Consider the following 19,700-nt stretch of genomic DNA (forward strand, 5'->3'; position numbering starts at 1 on the left):
GTGAGGCCACCGCACATAACGAACGTTCGCTTGAGTGAATTAGATGCCGTTGCTCGCGGTGATCTCGGCCGGATGTGTCGTCGAGTTCACGGCGTCTCGATGATTCTTCGATTGCCTGGAGATGGCAACGGCATTCATAATACTGGGAGTTCCCCGAACCGCTCGGGAAGGACGAGAAGACAAGAACGGACAGGAATACGCATGGCGCAGGAAATCGTTGACCCCGGGCCCTGGTTGCGGCGTCCCTTCGCCCGCCCCGGGGCGCGTCTGCACCTGGTATGTCTGCCGCACGCGGGCGGCGCGGCCTCCTCGCTGCGCCCGTGGCAGAGCCTTCTCCCGGAGGAGATCGACGTCCTGACGGTCCAGTACCCGGGCCGGGAGGACCGCTTCCCCGACGCGCTGGTGGACACCATGGACCACCTGGTGCGGGAGGTGGTCGCCGCCCTGGTCCCCGTCCTGGACCGGCCCTACGCCCTCTTCGGCCACAGCATGGGCAGCGCGGTGGCCTACGAGGTCGCCCTGGAACTCCCTCGCATCGGGCACCCGCCCCCTGTCCGCCTCCTGGCCTCGGGGCGGCCCGCGCCGCACCGCGTCCCGGAGGGGGACGTCCACCTCAGGAGTGACGAGGGGCTGGTCGATGACATGGTGCGCCTCGGAGGCACTCCGCGCGAGGTGCTGGCCGACCCCGACCTCCGCGCCGCGGTGCTGCGTTACGTGCGCAACGACTACCGGTTGATCGAGCGGTACCGCCCCACCCGACCCAGGACGCTGCCCTGCCCGGTGAGCGTGTTCGTCGGGGAGGACGATCCGGAGTGCGGCCCCGACGAGGCACGGACCTGGGCCGCCACGACACGGACGCCGCCCAGCGTGACCGTCTTCCCGGGGGGCCACTTCTTCCTCGCGCCCCAGCGCGAGCGCGTCGCCGCGACCGTCTGCCGAGACCTGGGGTTTCCGGCGCCCCGCCCGAACAGGACCTGGCCGAGCACCCCCTGAGACAAAGGAGAGCCCCACCGTGGTCGCCGACTACTACACCGCGTCCGCCGAGTTCTACGAGATGGTCGCCGCCCGCCATGTGGCCACCAGCGCCGGGCCGTTGACCACCGCGCTGGCCACGGTGGACACCGGGCACGGCCCCGTGGTGGAGATCGGCGCCGGCACCGGTCGCGTCACCGCCGCGATCGCCCGGGCCCTCCCGGACGCCTCGCTGATCGCCGTCGAACCCTCCACGCCCATGCGGGCCATGCTCACCAGCCGCGTCTTCGGCGACCCGGACCTGCGGAGACGCGTCACGATCCTGGCCGAGCCGGTCCAACGGGTCGAACTGCCGCCTCGCCTCAGCGCCGTGGTGATCTTCGGCGTGGTGGGTCACCTCAGCAGGAGCGAACGGACGGACCTCTGGGGCGAGTTGGGTGACCGCCTGCCGCCGGGCGCCCCCATCGTCGTGGAGTTGATGGGGGCCGGCAGCACCCGGAGCATTCCCCCGTTCAGGATGCTGCGCGAGACGATCGGGGAGCAGAGCTACGAGTGGTGGACGGAGGCGGAGCCCGTCGCCGGCGCTCTCATGAGGTGGCGCACGTCGTGGAAGGTCTTCCGCGACGGCCGCCTCGTTCGCAGCACCACCGACACCTACGCGTGGGAGAACCTCACGCTGGAGGCGCTGGCCGAGGAGGCCGGCATGAGCAGCCGTATGATCAGCGCGGGTGGTGTTCCGGGATCACCGGAGATCGGCATCCTGCACCGGTGAAGGGAGCGCGTAGCGGCCACTGCCCGATGTGATCAACTCGGTGGCCCGCGCTAGCTCAGCATCGCTCATCCCGACCTCCTGGCGGAGCTTCTGCTGGAGCCAGGAGTGCTCTGGATCGGCCGCTCGGGCCGGTGCGAGGAGTCCGCCGCCGCGCCGATGCCGGCATCCAACAGACGTCGCCGCCCCCGCAGTTCCAGGACCCCACAGCTCGCTCTACGGTCGGGGCCGCGAATGTCCGGTTGGTCAGTCAGGTGGTGATCGTGTCCGTGGTCATGTCCCTCATGGGGTGTTCCCCTCTGGGCGATCGCCCTGACCGCTCGGGGGCCGGCTCGCGCTCACTTCCTTGTCCCGAGGGGAGCTGATCGAGACGGCCTCGTCGAAGTCCCGGGCGACCAGGGCTGCGTTGACCGCCCCGCCGGTCATTGCGCCGGCCCCGACGGCCATCGGGACGTTGGCGCCCGGGTTGACGACGTTTCCCACGGCCCAGATCCGCTCGGCGCTGGTCCTGCCGGCGGGGTCGACGGCGAGGAAGCTCCCGAAGGGAGTGGTGGTGCGCTCCAGATCCAGGTGTGCCAGGAAACCGTCGTGGGGACGTGGGGTGCCGGCGGTGAAGAGCGCGTCGATCGGATGCTCGGCCTCGTCGTCGGTGCGCAGTACGAGGGAATCCGCATGGCCCGACGACACCTCGACCACCGCTGCGGGAACCAGGTCGATGCCACGGCATCGCAGGCGGTACTCCGCGTCGGGTTCCAGTTGCCCGAGCCCCGCGGTGAAGACGGTGACCCTGTCGCTCCACTGGCGAATAAGTTCGGCCTGGTGCATTCCGAGCGGTGAGGTGGTCAGCACACCGAGGTGCCGGTCCCGGACCTCCCAACCGTGGCAGTAGGGGCAATGCAGCACCGTTTTCCCCCAGCGGTCGGCGAGGCCAGGGAGGTTGGGCAGTTCGTCGGCGAGGCCGGTGGCGACGATCACCGCTCGGCTCACCGTTTCTTCTCCGCCCACCAGCGTGACTGAGACCGCGCTCTCCGTCTCGTCGAGCCGGTCCACCAGGCCGTCACGGAACTGGACACCGTAGCCGGCGGCTTCGGCTCGGCCCCGCGCGTTCAACTCGGCCGGGTCGACCCCCTCGTTGCCGAGAACACCGTGCATGTGCGTGGCGAAGCGGTTGCGCGGGCTGCCCGCGTCGATGACGAGCACGCGCCGTCGTGCTCGTCCGAGCAACAGGGCGGCGCTCAGCCCTGCCGCGCCGCCCCCGATCACCATCACGTCCCATGGCTGTTCGTCCATGTGTCCATTCCAACGATAGTTTGCGAGATCCTCAAATTATCTTGCTGAACCAGCAAGGCCGCCGCTTCTTCCGTGCCCGCGGTGGCCACACCGCTGAACCGTGTCGCCTCAGGGGGCTGTGCGCCGCACCAGCAGGACATGGTCGGTGACGACGGCGGTCTGCCCATCCGGGCCGTTCGCCTCGCGGCGGGGCCTGTCAGAACGTTCGATGGTCCAGGTGGATGCCGGCAAGGCGAGTTCGGCGTGGATCTCGTCCGGGGTCGGCCGTTGGACGTCGGGGTTCTGGTTCCAGGACCAGGGGGCGATGGAGCCGTGATCCACGATCAGCAGCCGCCCACCGGGGCGCAGGGCGTGTGCTCCGGTGCGCAGGACCGCCGATCGCGGTAGGGCGTAGGGGGTGTGCAGGTACTGTGCCGAGACCAGGTCGAACTCACCCTCGGGAAAGCTGTACGCGAGATCGTGGTGCTCGGCGGTCACAAGGCGGTCGAGGCCTTGGTCGCGTGCGCAATACCGGAGTTGCTCGATCGCCGTCGTGGAGATGTCCACGGCCGTGACCCGCCACCCCCGACGCGCGAGCCATACGGCGTCACCGCCCGCTCCGCAGCCGAGATCGAGCGCGTCGCCGGCTTTCAGCCCGGCGGCCACCTCGCTGAGGAGCGGATTGACCCGGGTGCCCCAGATGGCTGGACTGTCCCGGTGTGGCCGGTAGACCTCCTCCCAGAACGCCGCTGGCGGCTGGTCGAGATTCGGCTGCTGTGTCATGTCGCTCCTGGGAAGGTTCAGGGACGGGACGGCGGATCCGTCCGCGCGAGCGCGGTGCCCAAGCGGACCGGAACGGGCCGGACGTCAGGTGCGGCAGGCCGCGCCAGGCGGTCACGTCGGTTCGCCCCCCACGAGTGCGAGGTCCGTGGGCCGGCGGCGCTGCGCCAGCCGGGCGAGCAGGCCGTGGCGCGGCGCGAGCGTCCACGCGAGGAGGAAGAACGCGGTGGCGACCAGGACGATCGTGCCGCCCGTCGGCAGGTCGATGCTCCAGGACAGATAGAGCCCGATGAGGGCCGAGGCGCTGCCGAGGAGCGGGGCGAGCAACATCATGACGCCGAGTCGGTCTGTGAGGAGGCGGGCGGTGGCGGCGGGGGTGACCAGTAGGGCGAGGACGAGGATGTTGCCGATGGTCTGCACCGAGATGACCACCGCGATCGAGACCATCACATAGAGCGCCAGGTCCAGGGCGAAGACCGGGAGGCCCAGTGCCCGTGCCGATTCGCGGTCCAGGGTGACGGCGACGAACTCCTTGTGGAGGAGGAACGCGACCAGCAGCAGTGCGACGGTGGAGACGGCGACCACTACGAGGTCCTCGTCGGGGATGCCGGTGATCGAGCCGAAGAGGAACTGCTGGAGTGAGCCCGAGTAGCCGGGGGAGCGGCTGATGATGACGATGCCCAGGGCGAAGGCGGCGACGAAGAAGACGCCGATGACGCTGTCCTCGCGCAGCCGCCGGTTCTGGGCGAAGACCGCGACGGCCACCGCCGTCAGCACCCCGGCCACCGCGCCGCCCAGCACCAGGTTGCCCCCGACCACGAAGGCCACGGCGAGGCCGGGGAAGACGGCGTGGGCCACCGCGTCCCCGATGAACGCCATCCCGCGCAGTACCACATAGCAGCCGATGACGCCGCAGACGGCCGAGGAGAGCAGGGCGACGAAGAGGGCCTTGGGGAGGAAGGAGAGGGCCGGGTTGAAGAGGTCGGCCACGAACTCCTGTGGGGTGAGCATCAGTTGACCCCCAGTGCGGCGAGCAGCGGGCTGCCGGCCCGGATGCCGAAGGCGGTGCGCCACAGTTCCGCGTCGCGCAGCGCCTCGGGGGCGCCGGTGGCGATGACGGTCTGGTTGACCAGGCAGAGCTTGCCGCAGGTGTGCATGGCGGCGGCCAGGTCGTGGGTGGTCATCAGGACGGCCCTGCCCTCGCCACTCAACTCGGTGAAGAGGTCGGTGAGGAGTTCCTGGGTCGGCATGTCGAGGCCGGTGAACGGTTCGTCGAGCAGCAGCACGCTGGGGCGCAGTGCCAACGCCCGTGCGACCAGGACGCGTTGGCGTTGGCCGCCGGAGAGCTGGCCGACCGGGCGGTCGGCCAGCTCCGTCATCCCGACGCGGGCCAGCGCCGCGCCGGCCGCCCGGTAGTCGGCGACGCCGGCGCGTCGCAGCCACCCCATGCGGCGCACTCGTCCGGAGAGCACCGCGTCGGCGACGCTGATGGGGAAGTCCCAGGCGAACTCGTGGCGTTGGGGAACGTAGCCGACGCGCTGGCGGACGCGGGCGATCGGCGCCTCCTCGATCTCGACGGTGCCGGAGGCGGGGCGTACCAGGCCGAGCACCGCGCGGAGCAGGGTGGTCTTGCCGGCGCCGTTGGGGCCGATCAGCCCCATGAAGTCGCCGGCCTCGACCTTCAGATCGACGTCGCGCAGCACCCGCCGGCCGCCGAGGTCCACGTTCAGCCCGCGCACCGCCAGGGCGGCGGTCATGATCCGCTCCCGCCCGAGGCGTCCCCGGCGTTCGAGGCGTTCGAGGCGTTCGAGGTGTCGGCGGTGTCCGAGTCGTTCTGTCCGTGCGAGGCGGCGGCGATGCGGCGTGCCCGTCGGCCGCGTGCGGCGACTGTCGCCCCGGCGGCGGCCAGCGCGATGGCCGCCGCGCCGACGACGAGCAGTACCGCCGGGAGTGAGGAGCCCTGGTCGTCTTCGTCCGAGGCGGCCCCGGTGTCGGCCGGCTCCTCGGCGGCCGGCGGCGTCCCCGTAGCCTCGGGTGTGGGCGCGGCGAACGCGTCCGCCACCTCCGTCCCCTCGCCGACGGCGAAGCGTAGCGGTGCGCGGTCGGTGACGGTCTCTCCGGTGATGAGGTCGGCGGTGATTTCGAAGTCCACGACGTAGATGCCGGGTTCGGTGAAGACCCAGTTGGCGTGGGTGTGGGTGTTGAGGTCCACCCACAGCTCCTGGGGGCCGGCCTCGTCGCCGTCCCACAGCACCTCGGGCGCGCCGAGGTCGCCGTTCTGGAGGAAGACCGCCAGGTGGCCTGGGCCCTCGACGCCGTGCAGGGTCAGCGTCACGCCCCGGTTGACCTGCTCCATGACCTCGGGGTCCTGGGTGTTCCAGCCCAGCCAGACGACTTCGGGGTGTTGGGTCTGTGGGATGACATACAGCTCGCTGCCGGGTTCGGCGTCCAGGAAGGCGAAGTCCTGGCTGTCCGGGGCCTGTTGGACGGCGGCGTCCACGACCTGGACCGCGACGTCGGTCAACGCGCGCCAGACCGGCGGGGTCTGGGAGTCGTCCCGGCCCTGGACGCGCCATTCGCCGTCGACGAAGCGGGGGCCGATGTCCACATGGCCGATGTCGAGTATGGCCTGGCCGTCGACGTTCTCCTCGTCGGGGGCGACGGTCTGGTCCAGGCCGGCGTCCTCGTCGGGGTACTCGGCGTCGTCCTCGGCGGCGTGGGCGGCCGGCGCCAGCAGCGCGGCGAGTAGGGGTGCGGCGAGCAGGGCCGCCAGCGGCCTGGCGTGCCGGCGGGGCGCGCCGGGTGGTGCGGGATGGTGAGACATGGGTGATTCCTCAAGCGGGGAAGGGGGGTTGGGGCTTGGCCCGGGGCCGGGGGTCAGCCGAGGCAGTCGCGCAGTGAGTCGGCGTTGGCGCGCATCATCGCGACATAGCTGGTGACCTCCTCGTCGAAGGCGTCGCCGTAGATCGGGCAGATCGCCACGCCCCGTTCCTCGGCGATCTGGGTGAGGGTGCTGGAGCGGCTGCGGAGGTTGGGTTCCAGGAAGACGGCGGGAACGGAGAGGTTGTCGATGGCTTCGCCCAGCCGCCGGCGCTCGGCCATGCTGGGTTCGGTGGCCGGGTTGGGGGTGACGAAGCCGGCGATGTCCAGGCCGTATGCCTCGCCGAGGTAGCCGAATGCGTCGTGGGTGGTGACCAGGTAGCGGCGGGAGGCGGGGATCTCGGCGATGGTGGCGGCCACGTAGGTGTCGAGGTCCTCCAACTCCTCTAGGTAGTGGGCGGCGTTGGCGCGGTAGGTGGCGGCGTTTTCGGGGTCGATCTCGGTCAGGGTGTCGCGGATGATCTTGACGTAGGCCATGGCGTTGCGGACGTTCTGCCACAGGTGGGGGTCGATCTCGCCGTGGACGTGGCGGCCCAGGACTGCCTGTGGCAGTTGGTGGATCTCTTCGCCGGCCCGGCCCAGCATCCGGAATCTCGGGTCGCCGGGCACCTCGGTGATCGCCTTGTTGGGCACCTCGATCACGGTCTCGGTGGGGGAGTGGACCTCCTGGTGGGCGTGCCGGCCGCCCTCGGGGTCGGCGTACAGGTACAGGCCCCCGGCCGGTTCGGCGCCGTCGAGGTCCACGGCGATGTCGGCGTGGCCGGCGTCGAGCACGGTCGCCCCGTCCATGCCGGGCACGGTGTGTGGGTCGACGCCGACGGCGAAGGTGATCGTGGTCTCGCCCAGTGGCACCGGCCGGTCCTGTGGTGTGGGTACCGCCTGGGCCGTCATGTCCAGCCGGTAGATGCCGGGTTCGGTGAACGCCCAGCTCATGTGGGTGTGTGCGTCGGGTGGCAGTGTCGCGGTGTCGTCCGCGTAGCCGTCGCCGGCGTCGAAGCCGTCGGATGAGTCGAAGAAGACGGCCGGCTCTCCGAAGGTCTCGGTCAGATAGCCGACCAGCTCGCCGGGTCCGTCCAGGCCGGTGGCCGCCAGCCGCACCTCGGAGGAGCGGGTGGCGCCCAACTCGGCGCCGGTTCCCCGCACGCGCAGGCCCAGCCAGATGGTGTCGAGGTTGACGTTCTCCACCAGCGGGATGATCTCCGCCGCGTAGCGGGCCGCCCGCTCGGCGAGCGGGACGTTGGGCACGTCCTCGGGCAGGTTGGCGTCCAGGGCGCGGATCAGGTTCTGCTCCTCCAGCATCAGGTAGTTGCTGAACGCGGCGTCGGCGTAGACGATGTCGCGGACGTCCCGCAGGGTCGGCTCGTGCGAGTGTGGGTCGCCGCCCTCGGGGACGAGGGACTCGACGTCCACCAGCTCGCCGCCGACCTGGCGGGCCAGGTCGGCCAGGATGCCGGTGGTGGTGACCACGGACACCCGGCCGTCATCGGGCGGGGTGGCCAACCGGCCGCAGCCGCCGGCCGTCACGGCCAGCACGACCGCTAGGGCCGCGCAACGCCGGACGCCGCTTCTTCGCCTCATCGGCTCGGGAAACCCTTCTACGCTCAGATCGAAAGGGCTGGGGAAACGCACTGGCGGTGGGGGATGGAGCGGCCTGCTGCCCCATCCCCCACCAGCTGTGGTGCGTCTCCCCGTTGGGATACGCGTCCTTCTCAGGCGCGGGCCGCCAGGCGGCGGCGGGCGAACACGAACGCCGCAGCGCCGGTGGCGAGCAGTGCCGCGCCGACCCCGCCCACCAGCAGCGGGGAGACGCCGTTGCCGGTGCTGGCCAGGTTGCCGTCCCGGCCGCCGAGTTGGGCGTCGGGCAGCTCGCAGTCCTCGCCGTCGGCGGTCTTCCCCACGGTCACCGTCTCGGTGGTCGTCCCGCCCTGCGGCGCGAGCCCGTCGGGGGCGTCCCCGACCGCGAAGGTGTAGGTGGCGGCGTCGCTGGTCAGCGACTCGCCGCTGTCCGGGTCGGTGGCGGTGGCCTCGGCGGTGAGGGTGTAGGTGCCGGCCTCGGTGAACGTCCACTGGGCGTGGGTGTGCGCCGGGCTCTCCTCCCGCACGGTGCCGGGCAGTTCGAGGTCACCGCCCTGGAGGATCGGAACGGCGCCGCCGAAGGTGTTGGTCGTGTAGAGATAGACCTCACCCGGCCCCTCGACGGAGGTGATGTCGATCTCCACGTCGGTGTAGCCGCTGCCGGCCACCCCGTTGGTGTCCCAGCCGGGCCAGATCAGGTTCGGGTCCTGGGTCAGCGGCAACAGGTAGCCGGCCGGCGCGCCCGGATAGCCCTCGGGGATCTCCTCGGTGAACGCCTCGGGCTTGACGTGCAGCACCACGTCCTCGGGCGCGTGGGTGACATGGCTGCCCGTCACGTCCTCCTTGAGGTTGAGAACCAGGTCCCCGCCCTCGGCCAGCACGTTGAACGCGTCGATATGCCCGTGGTCCAACACCAGCGCCTCACCCGGCTCCGCCGGCACCTCACGCTCCTCCTCGACGGGGAAGCACTGCGGCTCCCCGTCGCCGCCGCCGGTCGAGGAGCCTCCGGCCGAGGAGCCGCCGGTCGAAGCGGCCCCGCCGGAGTCGCCGCCGGTCGAGGAGGCCGCGCCCTCGTCGCCGTCCGAACCCCCGTCGCCGCCCGAGGCGTTGCCGCCGGAGCTGTCCGAACCGCCCGTGTCGCCGCCGGAACCGCCCGCATCACCGTCCGACCCGCCGGAGTCGTCACCGCCGCCGTGGTCGTCGATGTGGATGGTCACCGGCTCGGAGGCCGCGACCACCTCGTGGTCGCCGTCGAGGAGTTCGGCCTTCAGCTGCTGACCGTCGACCTCGGCCGTGCCGGTGTAGGTGTCGCCGTCGCCGCCCTCGGCGGCCTCCCACTCGGCGTCGGCGGAGTCCCGGCTGTACCAGTGGTAGTGGTCCAGCTCGGTCGGGGCGTTCGGCACGGCCGTCAACTCCACGGCGTCGCCGGTGTGGTAGTGGTCACCCAACCCCTCGATGGCCAGGGCCGTCGGCTCCGGGTCCGGCTCCTGACGCTCGCCCACCGCGAAGGTGTAGGTGGCGGCCTGGCTGGTCAGCGACGCACCGCTGTCCGGGTTGGTGGCGGTGGCCTCGGCGGTGAGGGTGTAGGTGCCGGCCTCGGTGAACGTCCACTGGGCGTGCGTGTGCGAGGGGGTCTCCTCCCGCAACGTGCCCGGGAGTTCGTAGCCGCCGTCCTCCAACAGCGAGGTCACCGTGCCGAATCCGGTCAGCGTGTAGAGGAAGACCTCGCCCGGCCCCTCCACCGAGCTGATGTCGATCTCCACATCGGTGTAGCCGCTACCGGCCGTTCCGTTGGTGTCCCAGCCGGGCCAGATCAGGTTCGGGTCCTGGGTCAGCGGCACCACATAGCCGGCCGGCGCGCCCGGGTACTCCTCGGGAATGCCGTCGAGCCAGGCGTCCTCCTTCACATGCAGCAGCACGTCCTCGGGCGCGTGCCGGACATGCGAGCCCGTGACGTCCTCGGCGAGGTCGAGGACCAACGCCCCGTCCTCCACCGCGACATGGAACGCGTCGATATGGCCGTGGTCGAGAACGAGGGGATCGGCGGCCTGCGCGCTGCCGGTGGCGCCCGCCGCCAGCAGGGCGGCGGCCATCAGGCCCGCCACGGCGTGCCGCCCTCTCGGGCGTATCCGGGTGGTGGTCATGTCGGTGTGGTGCTCCTTCTGCTGGGTGTGCCCCGATGCGGTGTCGTGGCGTGACACGAGTAGTTCGAACCGGTCACCTGGACCCCCACAACTCAACGCGCGTTGACGCACGTTGAGGGCTCTCGGTGACAGGAGAGCGAGAACGGCGCATGAGGGCCACAGCTTACAAAACGATAATCGTTCCCATCAAGTCCGAATCAGGCCGCCTCGCGGCTCTCCGATCGGCGCGCGGCTCCCCGAGTGGACGGGGTACGCGAACGTCAGGAGATCGGTTCGAGGAGTTGGTCGAAGTCGGAGTCGCGGTGTGTCCAGGCCGCCGGCCCCTCGGCGTGTTCCTCGTCGGTGAGGAGGCAGGACTCCAGGAGCGCGACCAGGCCCTCCGCGTCGAGGCCGGGGGAGGTGAACACCAGGTGCTGGCCCCGGTCGCCGTGGTGGGGATGCCAGTCGACCAGGGCGGCGGCGCGGCGCTCGGCCGGGATGTCGGGCCAGGCGGACTCGGGAAGGGCGGCCAGCCAGGGGCCGATCTCGTCCACACACAGGGCGCCACCGGCGGCTTCCCACGAGAGTATGGCGTCGAACCTGTTGGCCAGCCAGAACCTGCCCCGGCTGCGGAGCGCCACGCAGGCCAGGTCGGGCAGGGCGGCATACAGGCGGTCGGGGTGGAACGGCCGGTCGCCCCGCCACACGTGGGTGGTGACGCCACCGTCGTCGCTCGCCTGGGGAAGCAGTGCGGTGGCGGGGTGGACCCGGGTGGCTGCGGCCGCCGTGTCGAAGCCGGCTGTGACCTCGCCGAGGAAGGCGGGGTGGTCGGGGGTCGTCAGCCGGGCCAGGGGGTGCAGCTGTGACAGCAGGGACCGGTCGGCGTCGCTCGGTGGGGTCTCTCCCTCGACGAGCGCCAGCACCGGCGCGTACTCCAGCTGGCGGGCGAAGGTGTCGGCCACCGTCCGGTTGTCGCTGCTCGCGGCGGCCAGCCCGACATCGGCGAGGTCGTCGCCGTTGGACAGGTAGGGGAGGACCAGCGCCGGGTCGACGGCCGTGACGACGCCGACCAGGTCCAGCCGCCGGTCGGCGTGCGCGTTGACCAGTTGGGCGATGGACTGTGGTTCGACGGAGTCCCACAGTTCGACGACGGCCAGGGCGCACAACTCCCCGCTGTCCGCGAGCCGTTCCAGCTCCGGCAGCAGGTCCTCGCGGAGCGCGCAGCAGGCGCAGTCGTTGACCAGGGGGGCCTGCCCGGTGGCGGTGGTGCCGCTGTGATCCCGCAGGAGGCGGTGAACCACGCGCTCGGGTGCGGTCGTGAGGTCGTGGTGGAGCGCGACGCTGCGAGGCACCGCGCGCAGCACGGCGTCGACCGTGGCACGCCGGGCGTCGGAATGCAGCCCGGCGACGATCAGCACGGGCAGCATCACCGGACCTCTTGTCGTTCGTAGCGGCGGCGGAAGCGCTCGACGCGGCCGGCGGAGTCCACCACGCGCATCTGGCCGGTGTAGAAGGGGTGGCTGGCCGAGGAGATCTCGACGTCGAAGACCGGATAGACCTCGCCGTCCTCCCACTCCACGGTCGGCGCGTCCGTGCGGGAGGCCAGCGTGGAACGGGTGAGGAAGGCGAAGCCGGCAGCCCGATCGCGGAAGACCACGGGGCCGTAGGAGGGGTGGATGTCGGACCGCATAGGGACGGAACCCTCTTTCCTGGATGGTGAAACCGGCGAGCCACCACTATACAGAAATGGCAATCATTTTCATCTAATCTCTCGGGGTCGCCGCCCGAGGGGTGGTCGACGCGCTTCGCGGGTGACGCCGCGCGGGTGGTCACATCGGCGCCCGAACGGCGCCCGCGCTGGCCAAGCGGCACCGCGAGCGCCGTCAGGGGTGGGGGAGGTCCCGTTCCCGGGCTGTCGTGTGGCCTGCCCTCGACGACGGGCGCCCGGGAACGGGGAACGGGGCGAGGTGGGGGGATGCCTACTCGGCGACGCTGAAGGTGTAGTCCTCGGTCACGGAGGGGACGGCGGTCCCGTCGGCGAGGGTGCCGCTGACGGTGAACGAGACGGTGTAGCTGCCGGGTTCGGTGAAGGCCCAGTTGGCGTGGACGTGGCTGTGGGCGTCGAGTTCGGTGGCGTCGGCGCCGTCGATCCCGTCGCCGCTGTCGAAGAAGCGGGAGTCGGCGGCGCACAGGCCGTCCTGGTAGACGCTGACGTCACCGGGGCCGGTCACGCTCTCCAGAGAGAGGGTGAACGTGTCGTTCTGGAGCACGCCCGCGTCGATGTGCGCCGAGAACCCGGCCCACAGCAGGTCGGGGTTCTGGGTTTGCGGCAGCCGGTAGACGGTGTCGCCGGCCTCGCCGAGGAAGGAGTAGCAGGTGTCGCTCGGCACGGTGTAGGCCGAGCCGGGCAGCGCGGCCAGGACCACGTCGGCCGGCTCGTACTCGACGCCGTTCTCCTCGTCGTGGACGTGCACGTGGAAGGCGCCGTCCTCCAACTCCACGCCGACGACGTCCACATGGCCGGTGGAGATCACCGTCGGCGCCGCCGCCGAGGCCGTAGCCAGGGAGGCGCAGGAGAGCGCGGCGGCTATGCCGCCGGCGATGGTGAGAGACCTACGGGGAGCATGCACAGTTGACCTCACTTGATGGGGAGTCACCTTGCGCTGACGACGCATACGATAATCATTTTCATTTGTGGGTCGCAAGGCTCTGGCGGGTGTGGCATGTCACAGTCAATGCCGCTCGGCGAGGCACCCCTGGCGGTGATAGACATGGTAATCATTGTCAACTACGGTGGAGCGGGTTGACTGGTACCCAGATCCTGCGAGGTGATCCTCCATGGGGCGCCGAAGGAGTGGGCAGCACGCGCATGTCACGCTCGGTGCGCGGACGGCCCGACGCCGAGTTGCGGTGGAGAGCGTGCTGGCGGACCACGAGGAGTTCGTGTCCGCGCGTCAGTTGCACTCCCTGGCGACGCTTCAGGGGGTGCGCGTCGGCCTGACCACCGTCTACCGGGCGCTTCGTGAGATGGAGGAGCGCGGTCGCGCGGACGTGGTCCTGGACGAAAGCGGCGAGCGCCTCTATCGGATGCGGGCAGCCGACGGTCACCAGCACTACCTGATCTGCCGTTCCTGCGGCACCAGCAGGGCGATTGACTCGTCGGCGCTTGAGGACTGGGTCGAACGCGTGGGCAAGGACTCGGACTTCGCGGCGCTGGAGCATCTTGTCCAGCTCTCCGGGGTCTGCGCTCCCTGTCAGGACGTCACACGTGAGGACGCGCCCGGGTGGGAGGACTCCGCTGACCTCGGGTGAGCTGGGGGGCGTCGCTGGCGTTGGGGCGGGAACGGGGGCGCCCGCTCGCTCGGCCACCCCGCCAGCGCCGTGGTGGTCTCCGGCCGGCTGTCGCGCTCCCCTACCGAAGGGACTTCTGAGATGTCAGTGTGCCGGCGGCGAATGTCGTTGTGGATCGGCGCCATGGTGGCGGGCGGGCTGCTGGCGGCCCCACCCGTCTCGGCCGAGGAGCGGGCCGACGAAGGGGAACGGGATCGGGTCGTGCTCGACGGGGGCCACCTGGATCTCGCGGCCCGGCTCGACGAGGGGGAGTTGACCTTCCAGGTCAAGGACGGCACCACCCCCGGCGAGGAGGTCTGGCGGGAGCCCAACGACGTCATTCTGCACTTCGACCCCCGACACGCCTGGGAGATACCCGAGTCGGGCGCCGGAAGGATTCCCGAGCAGGTGGGGCGCCCGGGAGACACCCTGTGGGTGGATCACTCCGTCACCAACGGCCCGGACCTGCTGTGGCCGGGCTGGAACACGGAGGAGGTGCCGTCCGGGAACGTGAGCACCCCGATCACCGCCACCTTCAGCGACGTTGCGAGGCCGGACGGGTTCTTCCTCGGACAATGGCGGGACGACCCCGAGCTGGGGAACGTCGTCGGCATCGACATCGACGGCACCCAGCCCGAGCCCGGCGCCGTCGAGCTGCGGCCCGGCGTCCACGCGCACCCGCTGTGGTTCTTCACCGAGGAGGGCGTCTACCGCATCCGGCTGGAGATGAGCGCCACGTTGTCGACCGGCGAACGCGTCGCCGACACGGGCACGTTGACCGCCGTGGTCGGCGACACCGACCCCGACGAGGTCGAACTTCCCGCCCCGGAGGAGCCCGGCGAACCGGAAGAGCCCGAGGAGCCGGAAGAGCCCGGCGATGCCGATGGTGGTGAGGCGGGCGGAGCAGGGGACTCGGGCGGCAGCGCGGGGACCTCGGCGGGCGAAGGAGCCGCCGGCGGTCCGCCGGCGGATACATCGGCCGGCCCCTCAAACGTCGGAGACAGCGGCACCGGCGACTCCTCGGGCGAGCTGGCCGAGACCGGGAGTGACGCGGTGCTCCTCGGCGGTGGCGCCCTGCTGCTCCTGACGGCGGGTGCCGGGCTCGTGGCCGTCATCCGGCGGCGGCAGCGGACGCGCATCGACTGAGACATGGCCGTCGCACTCATGATCCGTGCCACCTGTCCAAGGGAAAGCGAGAAGCGTTGAACCTCCAAGAAGACACCACGACCGATCCCTACGCCCTGTCCGCGCCGTTCATCGATCCCATGATTGCCGGCTTCTGGCAGCAGGTCGGGCCGTCGCTCGTCGCCGAACTCCAACCACTGTCGGGGCTGAGCGGCCCCGTGATCGACCTCGGCGCTGGCGCGGGGCGCGGGACACGGATCGTCGCGGCGTCGCTGCCCGAAGCCCCGATCTTCGCCGTGGAACCGTCGGCGGCCATGCGAACGGCGCTGCTGGCGCGGCTGATGGACGACGCGCCTCTCGCCGCGCGGACCACGGTAGTGGCCGGCGGCGCCCTGGAGTTCCCGTTCCCCGAGCGGGTGTCCGTGGTGCTCGCGATGAACATGATCGGGCACCTGGCGCCTGACGACCGGCGCTCGCTGTGGGAGAGGATCGCCGCACACCTGGATCCGGCCGGAGCGGTGTTGGTCAACAACCTCCCACCGACCGTTGCCGCGACCGTCCCGCGTTCCGCCGGGCCGGTCGTCCGAGTGGGCACCTACGAGTACCGAGGGTGGTCGGAGGCCGAACCCGCCGGCGACCAACGCTTGGTGTGGCACATGACCTACGAAACCCTCCAGCAGGGGCGGGTTCTCGCACGGGTTGAGGTGGACTACGACTGGTGGGTCGTCACCGACGAGGAGCTGCACGCGGAATGGGCGGCCTGCGGCCTCGGCGCACGGACCCTTGGGAACGTCAACCTCCATGTGCTCAGCCCCTGATTGCCTCATAGCACCCGTCTCTCCGTGCCATCGGTCACGTGGTTTTCTCGCTTGATGTCCTCGAGGCGGCTCTTGAGCCGGCAGCCGGAAGTCGTTACTCGGCCGGCAGCGGGGTGCCTTGGGCGAGGAAGACACAAGGCAGGAAGACCAGACGCCACTGCCCCTGCATTGGCTCAGGACGCGGATTGGCTTCGGCGTTCTCCCTTACCCATCGCAGCTCGGCGGTGACGCGCTCTGCGTCCGAGTGGACCAGGGTCACCACCACCGTGCCCGCGGCTGCCATGTCGTGACGGATCGCACGGATCTCGAAATCGGCCAGTGGAAACGGCTCAAAGGCCCGGCGGGTCTCGCTGCGCACTGACCTCCCGTGCTTGCGGTGCAGGTCGTGGGTCAGCAGATCGCTGAGAGAACCGTAGTTACGACGCTTCCAGTAGCTCAGCAGCTCATGAGTTCGCTGATAGAGGAGGTGGTTGCGGAAGTCGTCGCTGTCGGGCAGGTACTCGGCTGGCGTCCACTCCCTGTTGGCGCGGTCCGCCTCGGCCTGCTCTCTGATCGCGCCGAACGCCTCTTTGAGTTGCCGACACACGGTGGACCAGGTGGGAGGCCCCTCGGCCTGGTACTTTTTCTCCTTCTCGCGCGCGAAGGCCCAGTCGGCGACGGCGAAGAGCCGGTTGAAGGCCTTTGTCGCCACGGTGATGTTGTCGTAGTTGAGAATGCTGCCGTGCACGATGCCGTTGCGGTACAGCTCGAGGACGGGTTCCTCCCGGGTGGCGCCGCGACCCTTGGTGAACGTCCTGTGGGCGTGGGCGAGGCCGAGGTGGTGGCCGACGACGCTGTCCCAGGCGTGGAGTCCTTCGGGCTGACGGGCGTGGAGGCCTCGCCTCACGGTTTCGAACTCGTTGACGAAGCCATCCATGACGCTGAGTAGGACGTGGACGGTGGAGTAGAAGCGGCCTTCGAAGTAATCGCGGCGAGCTTTGTCAATCAGGTCGCCTCTGCGACGCATGGCGGGCAGTTTCCGCAGGGGGAGCAGCATGAGTCTGAGCTGTTCGGGGTCGTGGTAATGCTTGATCAGAAGCTGTTCCGCTCGGTCAGCATCGTCGCCTGCGGTGTCCAAGACTGCGCGGATCGCCGTGAGGGAAAGTCGGTCGTGGAAGATCCAGTGCTTGTCGCCGAGCAGTTCGTAGAAGGCATCCACGGTGTCCGCTAGCTCACGTATCTGCATCTCGATCGACGCAGCTTGTCCCCGGCTCGTCTTCCCGAGTAGTCGCAGCAGCTTCAACTGTCGGTCCAGTTCGAGGAAAGAGGGAAGATCGCGAGCAGATCTGTAGGACATGCGGTCGATCATAGGCGCCGGCGCTGGTATGAGCAGTGGCTCGGATGCATTGCGTTCCCAGACGTGCGGCTGGGAAAAAGCTTGCGGGGGGCGCGTTGTGTTGTGGCACCCCGGATACGCCCCTTCGCTGGGGGCTTGCTTCGCCGGCCGGTCTGGGAGTGATCCGCGCCGACTTGAGCCGAACGAAGACCATCAGCCGGCGCGCACCGAAGCCCTCGGAAGCAGATCGCCGTCGACGCGAAGGCCTGCCAGCTCCCACCACGAAGTGGAAGCGTCTTGATCAGCATCCGCCAGCTCTCAGCTCAACGCGTCGGCACGTCAGTTGGTGATCACCCGCCACATTGCTCGCGTGGCTTACCGGAGACGTCGCGGCGGCTGGCGGGGATGATCAGGCTGCTGGGGGCCAGGTCCAGGGGCGGGGGCCGCGTTGTCCCTGGATGCAGGCGAGGCGGTGGCGGGCCCGTTCGAGCGCGGACGGGCGTTGGTTGGCGAGTTGGAAGGCGAAGGTGACCTTGCGGAGTTCGCGGATGCCGCGAAGGGTGGGGTATCCGGGCCAGGTCATGACGTCGTGGCCGTAGGCGGTGCGGAAGTCCCGGTACTGGTCCTGGGAGAGCGCGTCGAGGGTTTCGTGGTCGACGGCAGTGGCCGTGAGGTCCCACTCCGGAGGACCGATCGCCGTTCGCTCGAAGTCCAGCAGGTAGGCCGTGCCGTTCTCGGTGACGGCGACGTTGCCGTACCAGGCGTCGCCGTGGAGCACGCAGAGGTCCATGCCGGGAGGAAGGGTCGCCCATTGTTCCCGCAGGGAGGCGAGGTGTTCCAGCAGCCACCGTCGTTCGTCGTCGGTGAGCGCGCTGGCCGCGCTGATGCGCGCCTCCAGGCGGACGAACGGGTCCAGTGGCCTGAGGCCGAGGTCGCGGGCGGGGTGCGGGAGTTGATGGAGGTCCTTCAGGAGCTTAGCCAGCTCTGCTCCGGTGCCGGCGCGGTGAGGCGGGAGTTCCTCCCACAGGGTCGCGCATCGGCCGTCGACCTGAACCGGTTGTTCGATCGGCAGGGGGCGGACGGCGGGGACGTGGTGTTCGGCGAGCCAGCGGGTCACCGCGACCTCGCGTGCGGCGGCAGCATCCTGGCCGGCGCGGGCGATCCGGACCACGACCCTCTTCGGCAGCCGCCACAGGTCATTCTCGCCGAGGCGGATGGGCTGGGCGCCTTCCGCGGAGAGGCCAGCTGCGGCGGCGATCCGTCGCAGGAGCGCGAAGGACGCTTCGACGCGGGGATCGGTCATGGCGCGACCGCGGTCCGGATGCGCTCGCGCAACTCGGCGACGTCCGCTCGCCGGGCGAACCGGGACGACGCCGATGCCAGTGCCTCGACGTCGGTGACCGCACGCTGCGAACGGAGCTGCCCGATCTCCTCCAGTGCCCGGTGGGCGATCGTCACCGCCCGCTGCGGGTCGCCTCGGCGCATGACCAGGGTCGCCAACTTCGTTCCGGACAGGGAACGGGAGCGCACGTAGGCGTCGGTGTGGTGCTCGATCGCGGTCGTCAGGCGCGTCTCTGCCAGGTGCGCGGGCTGGCCGTCCAGGAGGGCGATGTCGAAGGCGGCGTGCCCGGTGTCGCCATGGTGTTGGGCGTAGTCGTAGTAGGCCATCCACTCCGGGTCTTCGCGGGGGCGGGCGAGGGCGAAGGCGTCGTCGGCGCGTCCGATGGCGGCCAGCGTGGCTTCACGCTGTCCCATCTTCGCCAGCGCCCTGGCGCGGGCTCCGTGGAGCATCGCCCGCTCACGTGGAGTGAGGCGGTCGGCTCGCACCAGCCCCATCTCGGCGTACGTCAGCCCCCAGTCGGGCGACCCTCGCCAAGTCGCCTGCCGCGAGCGCCAGTTGAGCGCCCGGGCCCGCAGATGCCAGTTCCCGGAGCGCTCGGCGCAGTGGACCGAGAGGTCGAAGAGCTGCGCCGCGTGCTCGTGTTCGTAGGCGTCGAAGGCGGATGCCCCCAACGTCGCGGCGAGGACGCCCACGGCCGTGAACAGCTCCGGTTCGAGCTTCGGCGGGCACGCGACGTTGAGCAGGTTGGATGCCCAGTGGAGTTGCCCGACCGCCGTGGCGCGCGCCAGGCCGCCACCGCCGTAGCGGTTGTCCCAGCTGGCATGGTCGCGAGCCGCCGAGCGAATCTGCTCGATGTCCTCCGGCCGCACGCTCCTGGGCAGGGCGTGAGCGAGGTGCGGGGCCAGGTCGGTGAGGGACACGGCGGCCATGCCGCCTGCGGTGAGGAAGGCGCGGCGTTCCACGGGCGACTCCAGGAGCGGTGGTCGGTCTGGAGCCATCCTGCCCGGGGTCGTCGGGCCGATGCGACGTCGGTCTCCCGGCAGCCGACCGATGTCCGCATCACGGTCCCGGTCCGCATCGTCCTCGACCCGCCGCCAGAGGCGCTTCAGCGCCCCGCCGGCCTGAAGGGCGTCGTCGAACGCGGCGGCCAGTCTCGGTGTGCAGGAACGCTCGGCCTTCTCGATCCTCTCGACCGAGGTCTTGCTGAGCTGGACCTTGTCGCCGAGAGCCTGGGTGCTCAGCCCTCTGGCCTTGCGCCAGTTCCTCAGTTCGACGCCGAACCAGGCGCGCATCGACACGGTGTCGTCCAGGGGGCGTTCTGGCTGTGGCATGGCATCCTCGCCTGCGCTGATGCGGACAACCCGGCGAGTGTGGGGATGTCCCCATCGCGGTGGGTTCTCCG

The 19,700-nt window shown here is 70.3% G+C and carries 18 protein-coding genes; 5 read left to right on the forward strand and 13 right to left on the reverse strand.

The features are described 5' to 3' along the window. Positions 1-201: 201 nt before the first annotated feature. Positions 202-993 carry a thioesterase II family protein gene (locus EBN88_RS00165; protein WP_122181688.1) on the forward strand — a complete coding sequence of 264 codons (792 nt, stop codon included), beginning with the start codon at positions 202-204 and terminating at the stop codon, positions 991-993. 19 nt (positions 994-1,012) lie between these two features. Next, a complete protein-coding gene (locus EBN88_RS00170) occupies positions 1,013-1,744 on the forward strand; it encodes a class I SAM-dependent methyltransferase (protein ID WP_122181689.1) in 732 nt (243 codons plus the stop codon). A 279-nt stretch (positions 1,745-2,023) separates the two neighbouring features. Here the strand turns inward: EBN88_RS00170 and EBN88_RS00175 are convergent, their stop codons facing one another. The 10 genes from EBN88_RS00175 to EBN88_RS00220 form a co-directional block, all read right to left on the reverse strand. Beyond that, the gene (locus EBN88_RS00175) at positions 2,024-3,031 is read right to left on the reverse strand and encodes an NAD(P)/FAD-dependent oxidoreductase (RefSeq protein ID WP_122181690.1); all 1,008 of its coding nucleotides are present in this window, start codon (positions 3,029-3,031) and stop codon (positions 2,024-2,026) included. Positions 3,032-3,139: 108 nt separating this feature from the next. After that, positions 3,140-3,793, reverse strand: coding sequence for a class I SAM-dependent methyltransferase (locus EBN88_RS00180; RefSeq protein WP_122181691.1), 654 nt, complete (start codon positions 3,791-3,793; stop codon positions 3,140-3,142). Between the two features lie 111 nt (positions 3,794-3,904). Further along, positions 3,905-4,801: an anchored repeat-type ABC transporter permease subunit gene (locus EBN88_RS00185; RefSeq protein WP_122181692.1), complete on the reverse strand. Its 897-nt coding sequence runs from the start codon at positions 4,799-4,801 to the stop codon at positions 3,905-3,907. After that, positions 4,801-5,547 carry an anchored repeat-type ABC transporter ATP-binding subunit gene (locus tag EBN88_RS00190; protein WP_122181693.1) on the reverse strand — a complete coding sequence of 249 codons (747 nt, stop codon included), beginning with the start codon at positions 5,545-5,547 and terminating at the stop codon, positions 4,801-4,803. Before EBN88_RS00190 ends, EBN88_RS00185 begins: the two co-directional genes overlap by 1 nt. Further along, the gene (locus EBN88_RS00195; protein WP_122181694.1) at positions 5,544-6,614 is read right to left on the reverse strand and encodes a choice-of-anchor M domain-containing protein; all 1,071 of its coding nucleotides are present in this window, start codon (positions 6,612-6,614) and stop codon (positions 5,544-5,546) included. Before EBN88_RS00195 ends, EBN88_RS00190 begins: the two co-directional genes overlap by 4 nt. Positions 6,615-6,667: 53 nt before the next feature. Then, positions 6,668-8,203, reverse strand: coding sequence for an anchored repeat ABC transporter, substrate-binding protein (locus EBN88_RS00200; RefSeq protein ID WP_233580340.1), 1,536 nt, complete (start codon positions 8,201-8,203; stop codon positions 6,668-6,670). Between the two features lie 176 nt (positions 8,204-8,379). After that, positions 8,380-10,446: a choice-of-anchor M domain-containing protein gene (locus EBN88_RS00205; RefSeq protein ID WP_147472602.1), complete on the reverse strand. Its 2,067-nt coding sequence runs from the start codon at positions 10,444-10,446 to the stop codon at positions 8,380-8,382. A gap of 203 nt (positions 10,447-10,649) precedes the next feature. Further along, positions 10,650-11,795 carry a CobW family GTP-binding protein gene (locus tag EBN88_RS00210; RefSeq protein ID WP_122181697.1) on the reverse strand — a complete coding sequence of 382 codons (1,146 nt, stop codon included), beginning with the start codon at positions 11,793-11,795 and terminating at the stop codon, positions 10,650-10,652. Continuing rightward, a complete protein-coding gene (locus EBN88_RS00215) occupies positions 11,795-12,058 on the reverse strand; it encodes a type B 50S ribosomal protein L31 (protein ID WP_122181698.1) in 264 nt (87 codons plus the stop codon). The genes EBN88_RS00210 and EBN88_RS00215 overlap by 1 nt, the downstream gene beginning before the upstream one ends. Before the next feature lie 289 nt (positions 12,059-12,347). Continuing rightward, a complete protein-coding gene (locus tag EBN88_RS00220; RefSeq protein WP_147472603.1) occupies positions 12,348-12,998 on the reverse strand; it encodes a choice-of-anchor M domain-containing protein in 651 nt (216 codons plus the stop codon). A gap of 208 nt (positions 12,999-13,206) precedes the next feature. Here EBN88_RS00220 and EBN88_RS00225 point away from each other — a divergent pair, with 208 nt between their 5' ends. The 3 genes from EBN88_RS00225 to EBN88_RS00235 all read left to right on the forward strand — a co-directional run bounded on the left by EBN88_RS00225 (position 13,207) and on the right by EBN88_RS00235 (position 15,641). After that, complete coding sequence (locus EBN88_RS00225; protein ID WP_122181700.1) at positions 13,207-13,680, forward strand: Fur family transcriptional regulator; 474 nt, start codon at positions 13,207-13,209, stop codon at positions 13,678-13,680. A 141-nt stretch (positions 13,681-13,821) separates the two neighbouring features. Next, a complete protein-coding gene (locus EBN88_RS00230; protein ID WP_122181701.1) occupies positions 13,822-14,844 on the forward strand; it encodes a choice-of-anchor M domain-containing protein in 1,023 nt (340 codons plus the stop codon). A gap of 56 nt (positions 14,845-14,900) precedes the next feature. Further along, positions 14,901-15,641 carry a class I SAM-dependent methyltransferase gene (locus EBN88_RS00235; protein WP_122181702.1) on the forward strand — a complete coding sequence of 247 codons (741 nt, stop codon included), beginning with the start codon at positions 14,901-14,903 and terminating at the stop codon, positions 15,639-15,641. Between the two features lie 94 nt (positions 15,642-15,735). Here EBN88_RS00235 and EBN88_RS00240 read toward each other — a convergent pair whose 3' ends face one another. From EBN88_RS00240 to EBN88_RS00250, 3 genes are all read right to left on the reverse strand, one after another. Then, positions 15,736-16,977, reverse strand: coding sequence for a hypothetical protein (locus tag EBN88_RS00240; RefSeq protein WP_147472604.1), 1,242 nt, complete (start codon positions 16,975-16,977; stop codon positions 15,736-15,738). Positions 16,978-17,365: 388 nt separating this feature from the next. Then, complete coding sequence (locus EBN88_RS00245) at positions 17,366-18,259, reverse strand: phosphotransferase family protein (RefSeq protein ID WP_122181704.1); 894 nt, start codon at positions 18,257-18,259, stop codon at positions 17,366-17,368. Further along, the gene (locus tag EBN88_RS00250) at positions 18,256-19,629 is read right to left on the reverse strand and encodes a helix-turn-helix transcriptional regulator (RefSeq protein ID WP_122181705.1); all 1,374 of its coding nucleotides are present in this window, start codon (positions 19,627-19,629) and stop codon (positions 18,256-18,258) included. The genes EBN88_RS00245 and EBN88_RS00250 overlap by 4 nt, the downstream gene beginning before the upstream one ends. Positions 19,630-19,700: the final 71 nt, after the last annotated feature.

Origin of the sequence: Streptomyces triticirhizae, from assembly GCF_003696235.1 — a bacterium.
Classification (GTDB): domain Bacteria; phylum Actinomycetota; class Actinomycetes; order Streptomycetales; family Streptomycetaceae; genus Streptomyces; species Streptomyces triticirhizae.

Coding starts and splice junctions, on each gene's coding strand:
- EBN88_RS00165 (WP_122181688.1), top strand. CDS start 202: ATGGCGCAGGAAATCGTTGACCCCGGGCCCTGGTTGCGGCGTCCCTTC.
- EBN88_RS00175 (WP_122181690.1), bottom strand. CDS start 3,031: ATGGACGAACAGCCATGGGACGTGATGGTGATCGGGGGCGGCGCGGCA.
- EBN88_RS00180 (WP_122181691.1), bottom strand. CDS start 3,793: ATGACACAGCAGCCGAATCTCGACCAGCCGCCAGCGGCGTTCTGGGAG.
- EBN88_RS00185 (WP_122181692.1), bottom strand. CDS start 4,801: ATGCTCACCCCACAGGAGTTCGTGGCCGACCTCTTCAACCCGGCCCTC.
- EBN88_RS00190 (WP_122181693.1), bottom strand. CDS start 5,547: ATGACCGCCGCCCTGGCGGTGCGCGGGCTGAACGTGGACCTCGGCGGC.
- EBN88_RS00195 (WP_122181694.1), bottom strand. CDS start 6,614: ATGTCTCACCATCCCGCACCACCCGGCGCGCCCCGCCGGCACGCCAGG.
- EBN88_RS00210 (WP_122181697.1), bottom strand. CDS start 11,795: ATGCTGCCCGTGCTGATCGTCGCCGGGCTGCATTCCGACGCCCGGCGT.
- EBN88_RS00215 (WP_122181698.1), bottom strand. CDS start 12,058: ATGCGGTCCGACATCCACCCCTCCTACGGCCCCGTGGTCTTCCGCGAT.
- EBN88_RS00225 (WP_122181700.1), top strand. CDS start 13,207: ATGGGGCGCCGAAGGAGTGGGCAGCACGCGCATGTCACGCTCGGTGCG.
- EBN88_RS00230 (WP_122181701.1), top strand. CDS start 13,822: ATGTCGTTGTGGATCGGCGCCATGGTGGCGGGCGGGCTGCTGGCGGCC.
- EBN88_RS00240 (WP_147472604.1), bottom strand. CDS start 16,977: ATGTCCTACAGATCTGCTCGCGATCTTCCCTCTTTCCTCGAACTGGAC.
- EBN88_RS00245 (WP_122181704.1), bottom strand. CDS start 18,259: ATGACCGATCCCCGCGTCGAAGCGTCCTTCGCGCTCCTGCGACGGATC.
- EBN88_RS00250 (WP_122181705.1), bottom strand. CDS start 19,629: ATGCCACAGCCAGAACGCCCCCTGGACGACACCGTGTCGATGCGCGCC.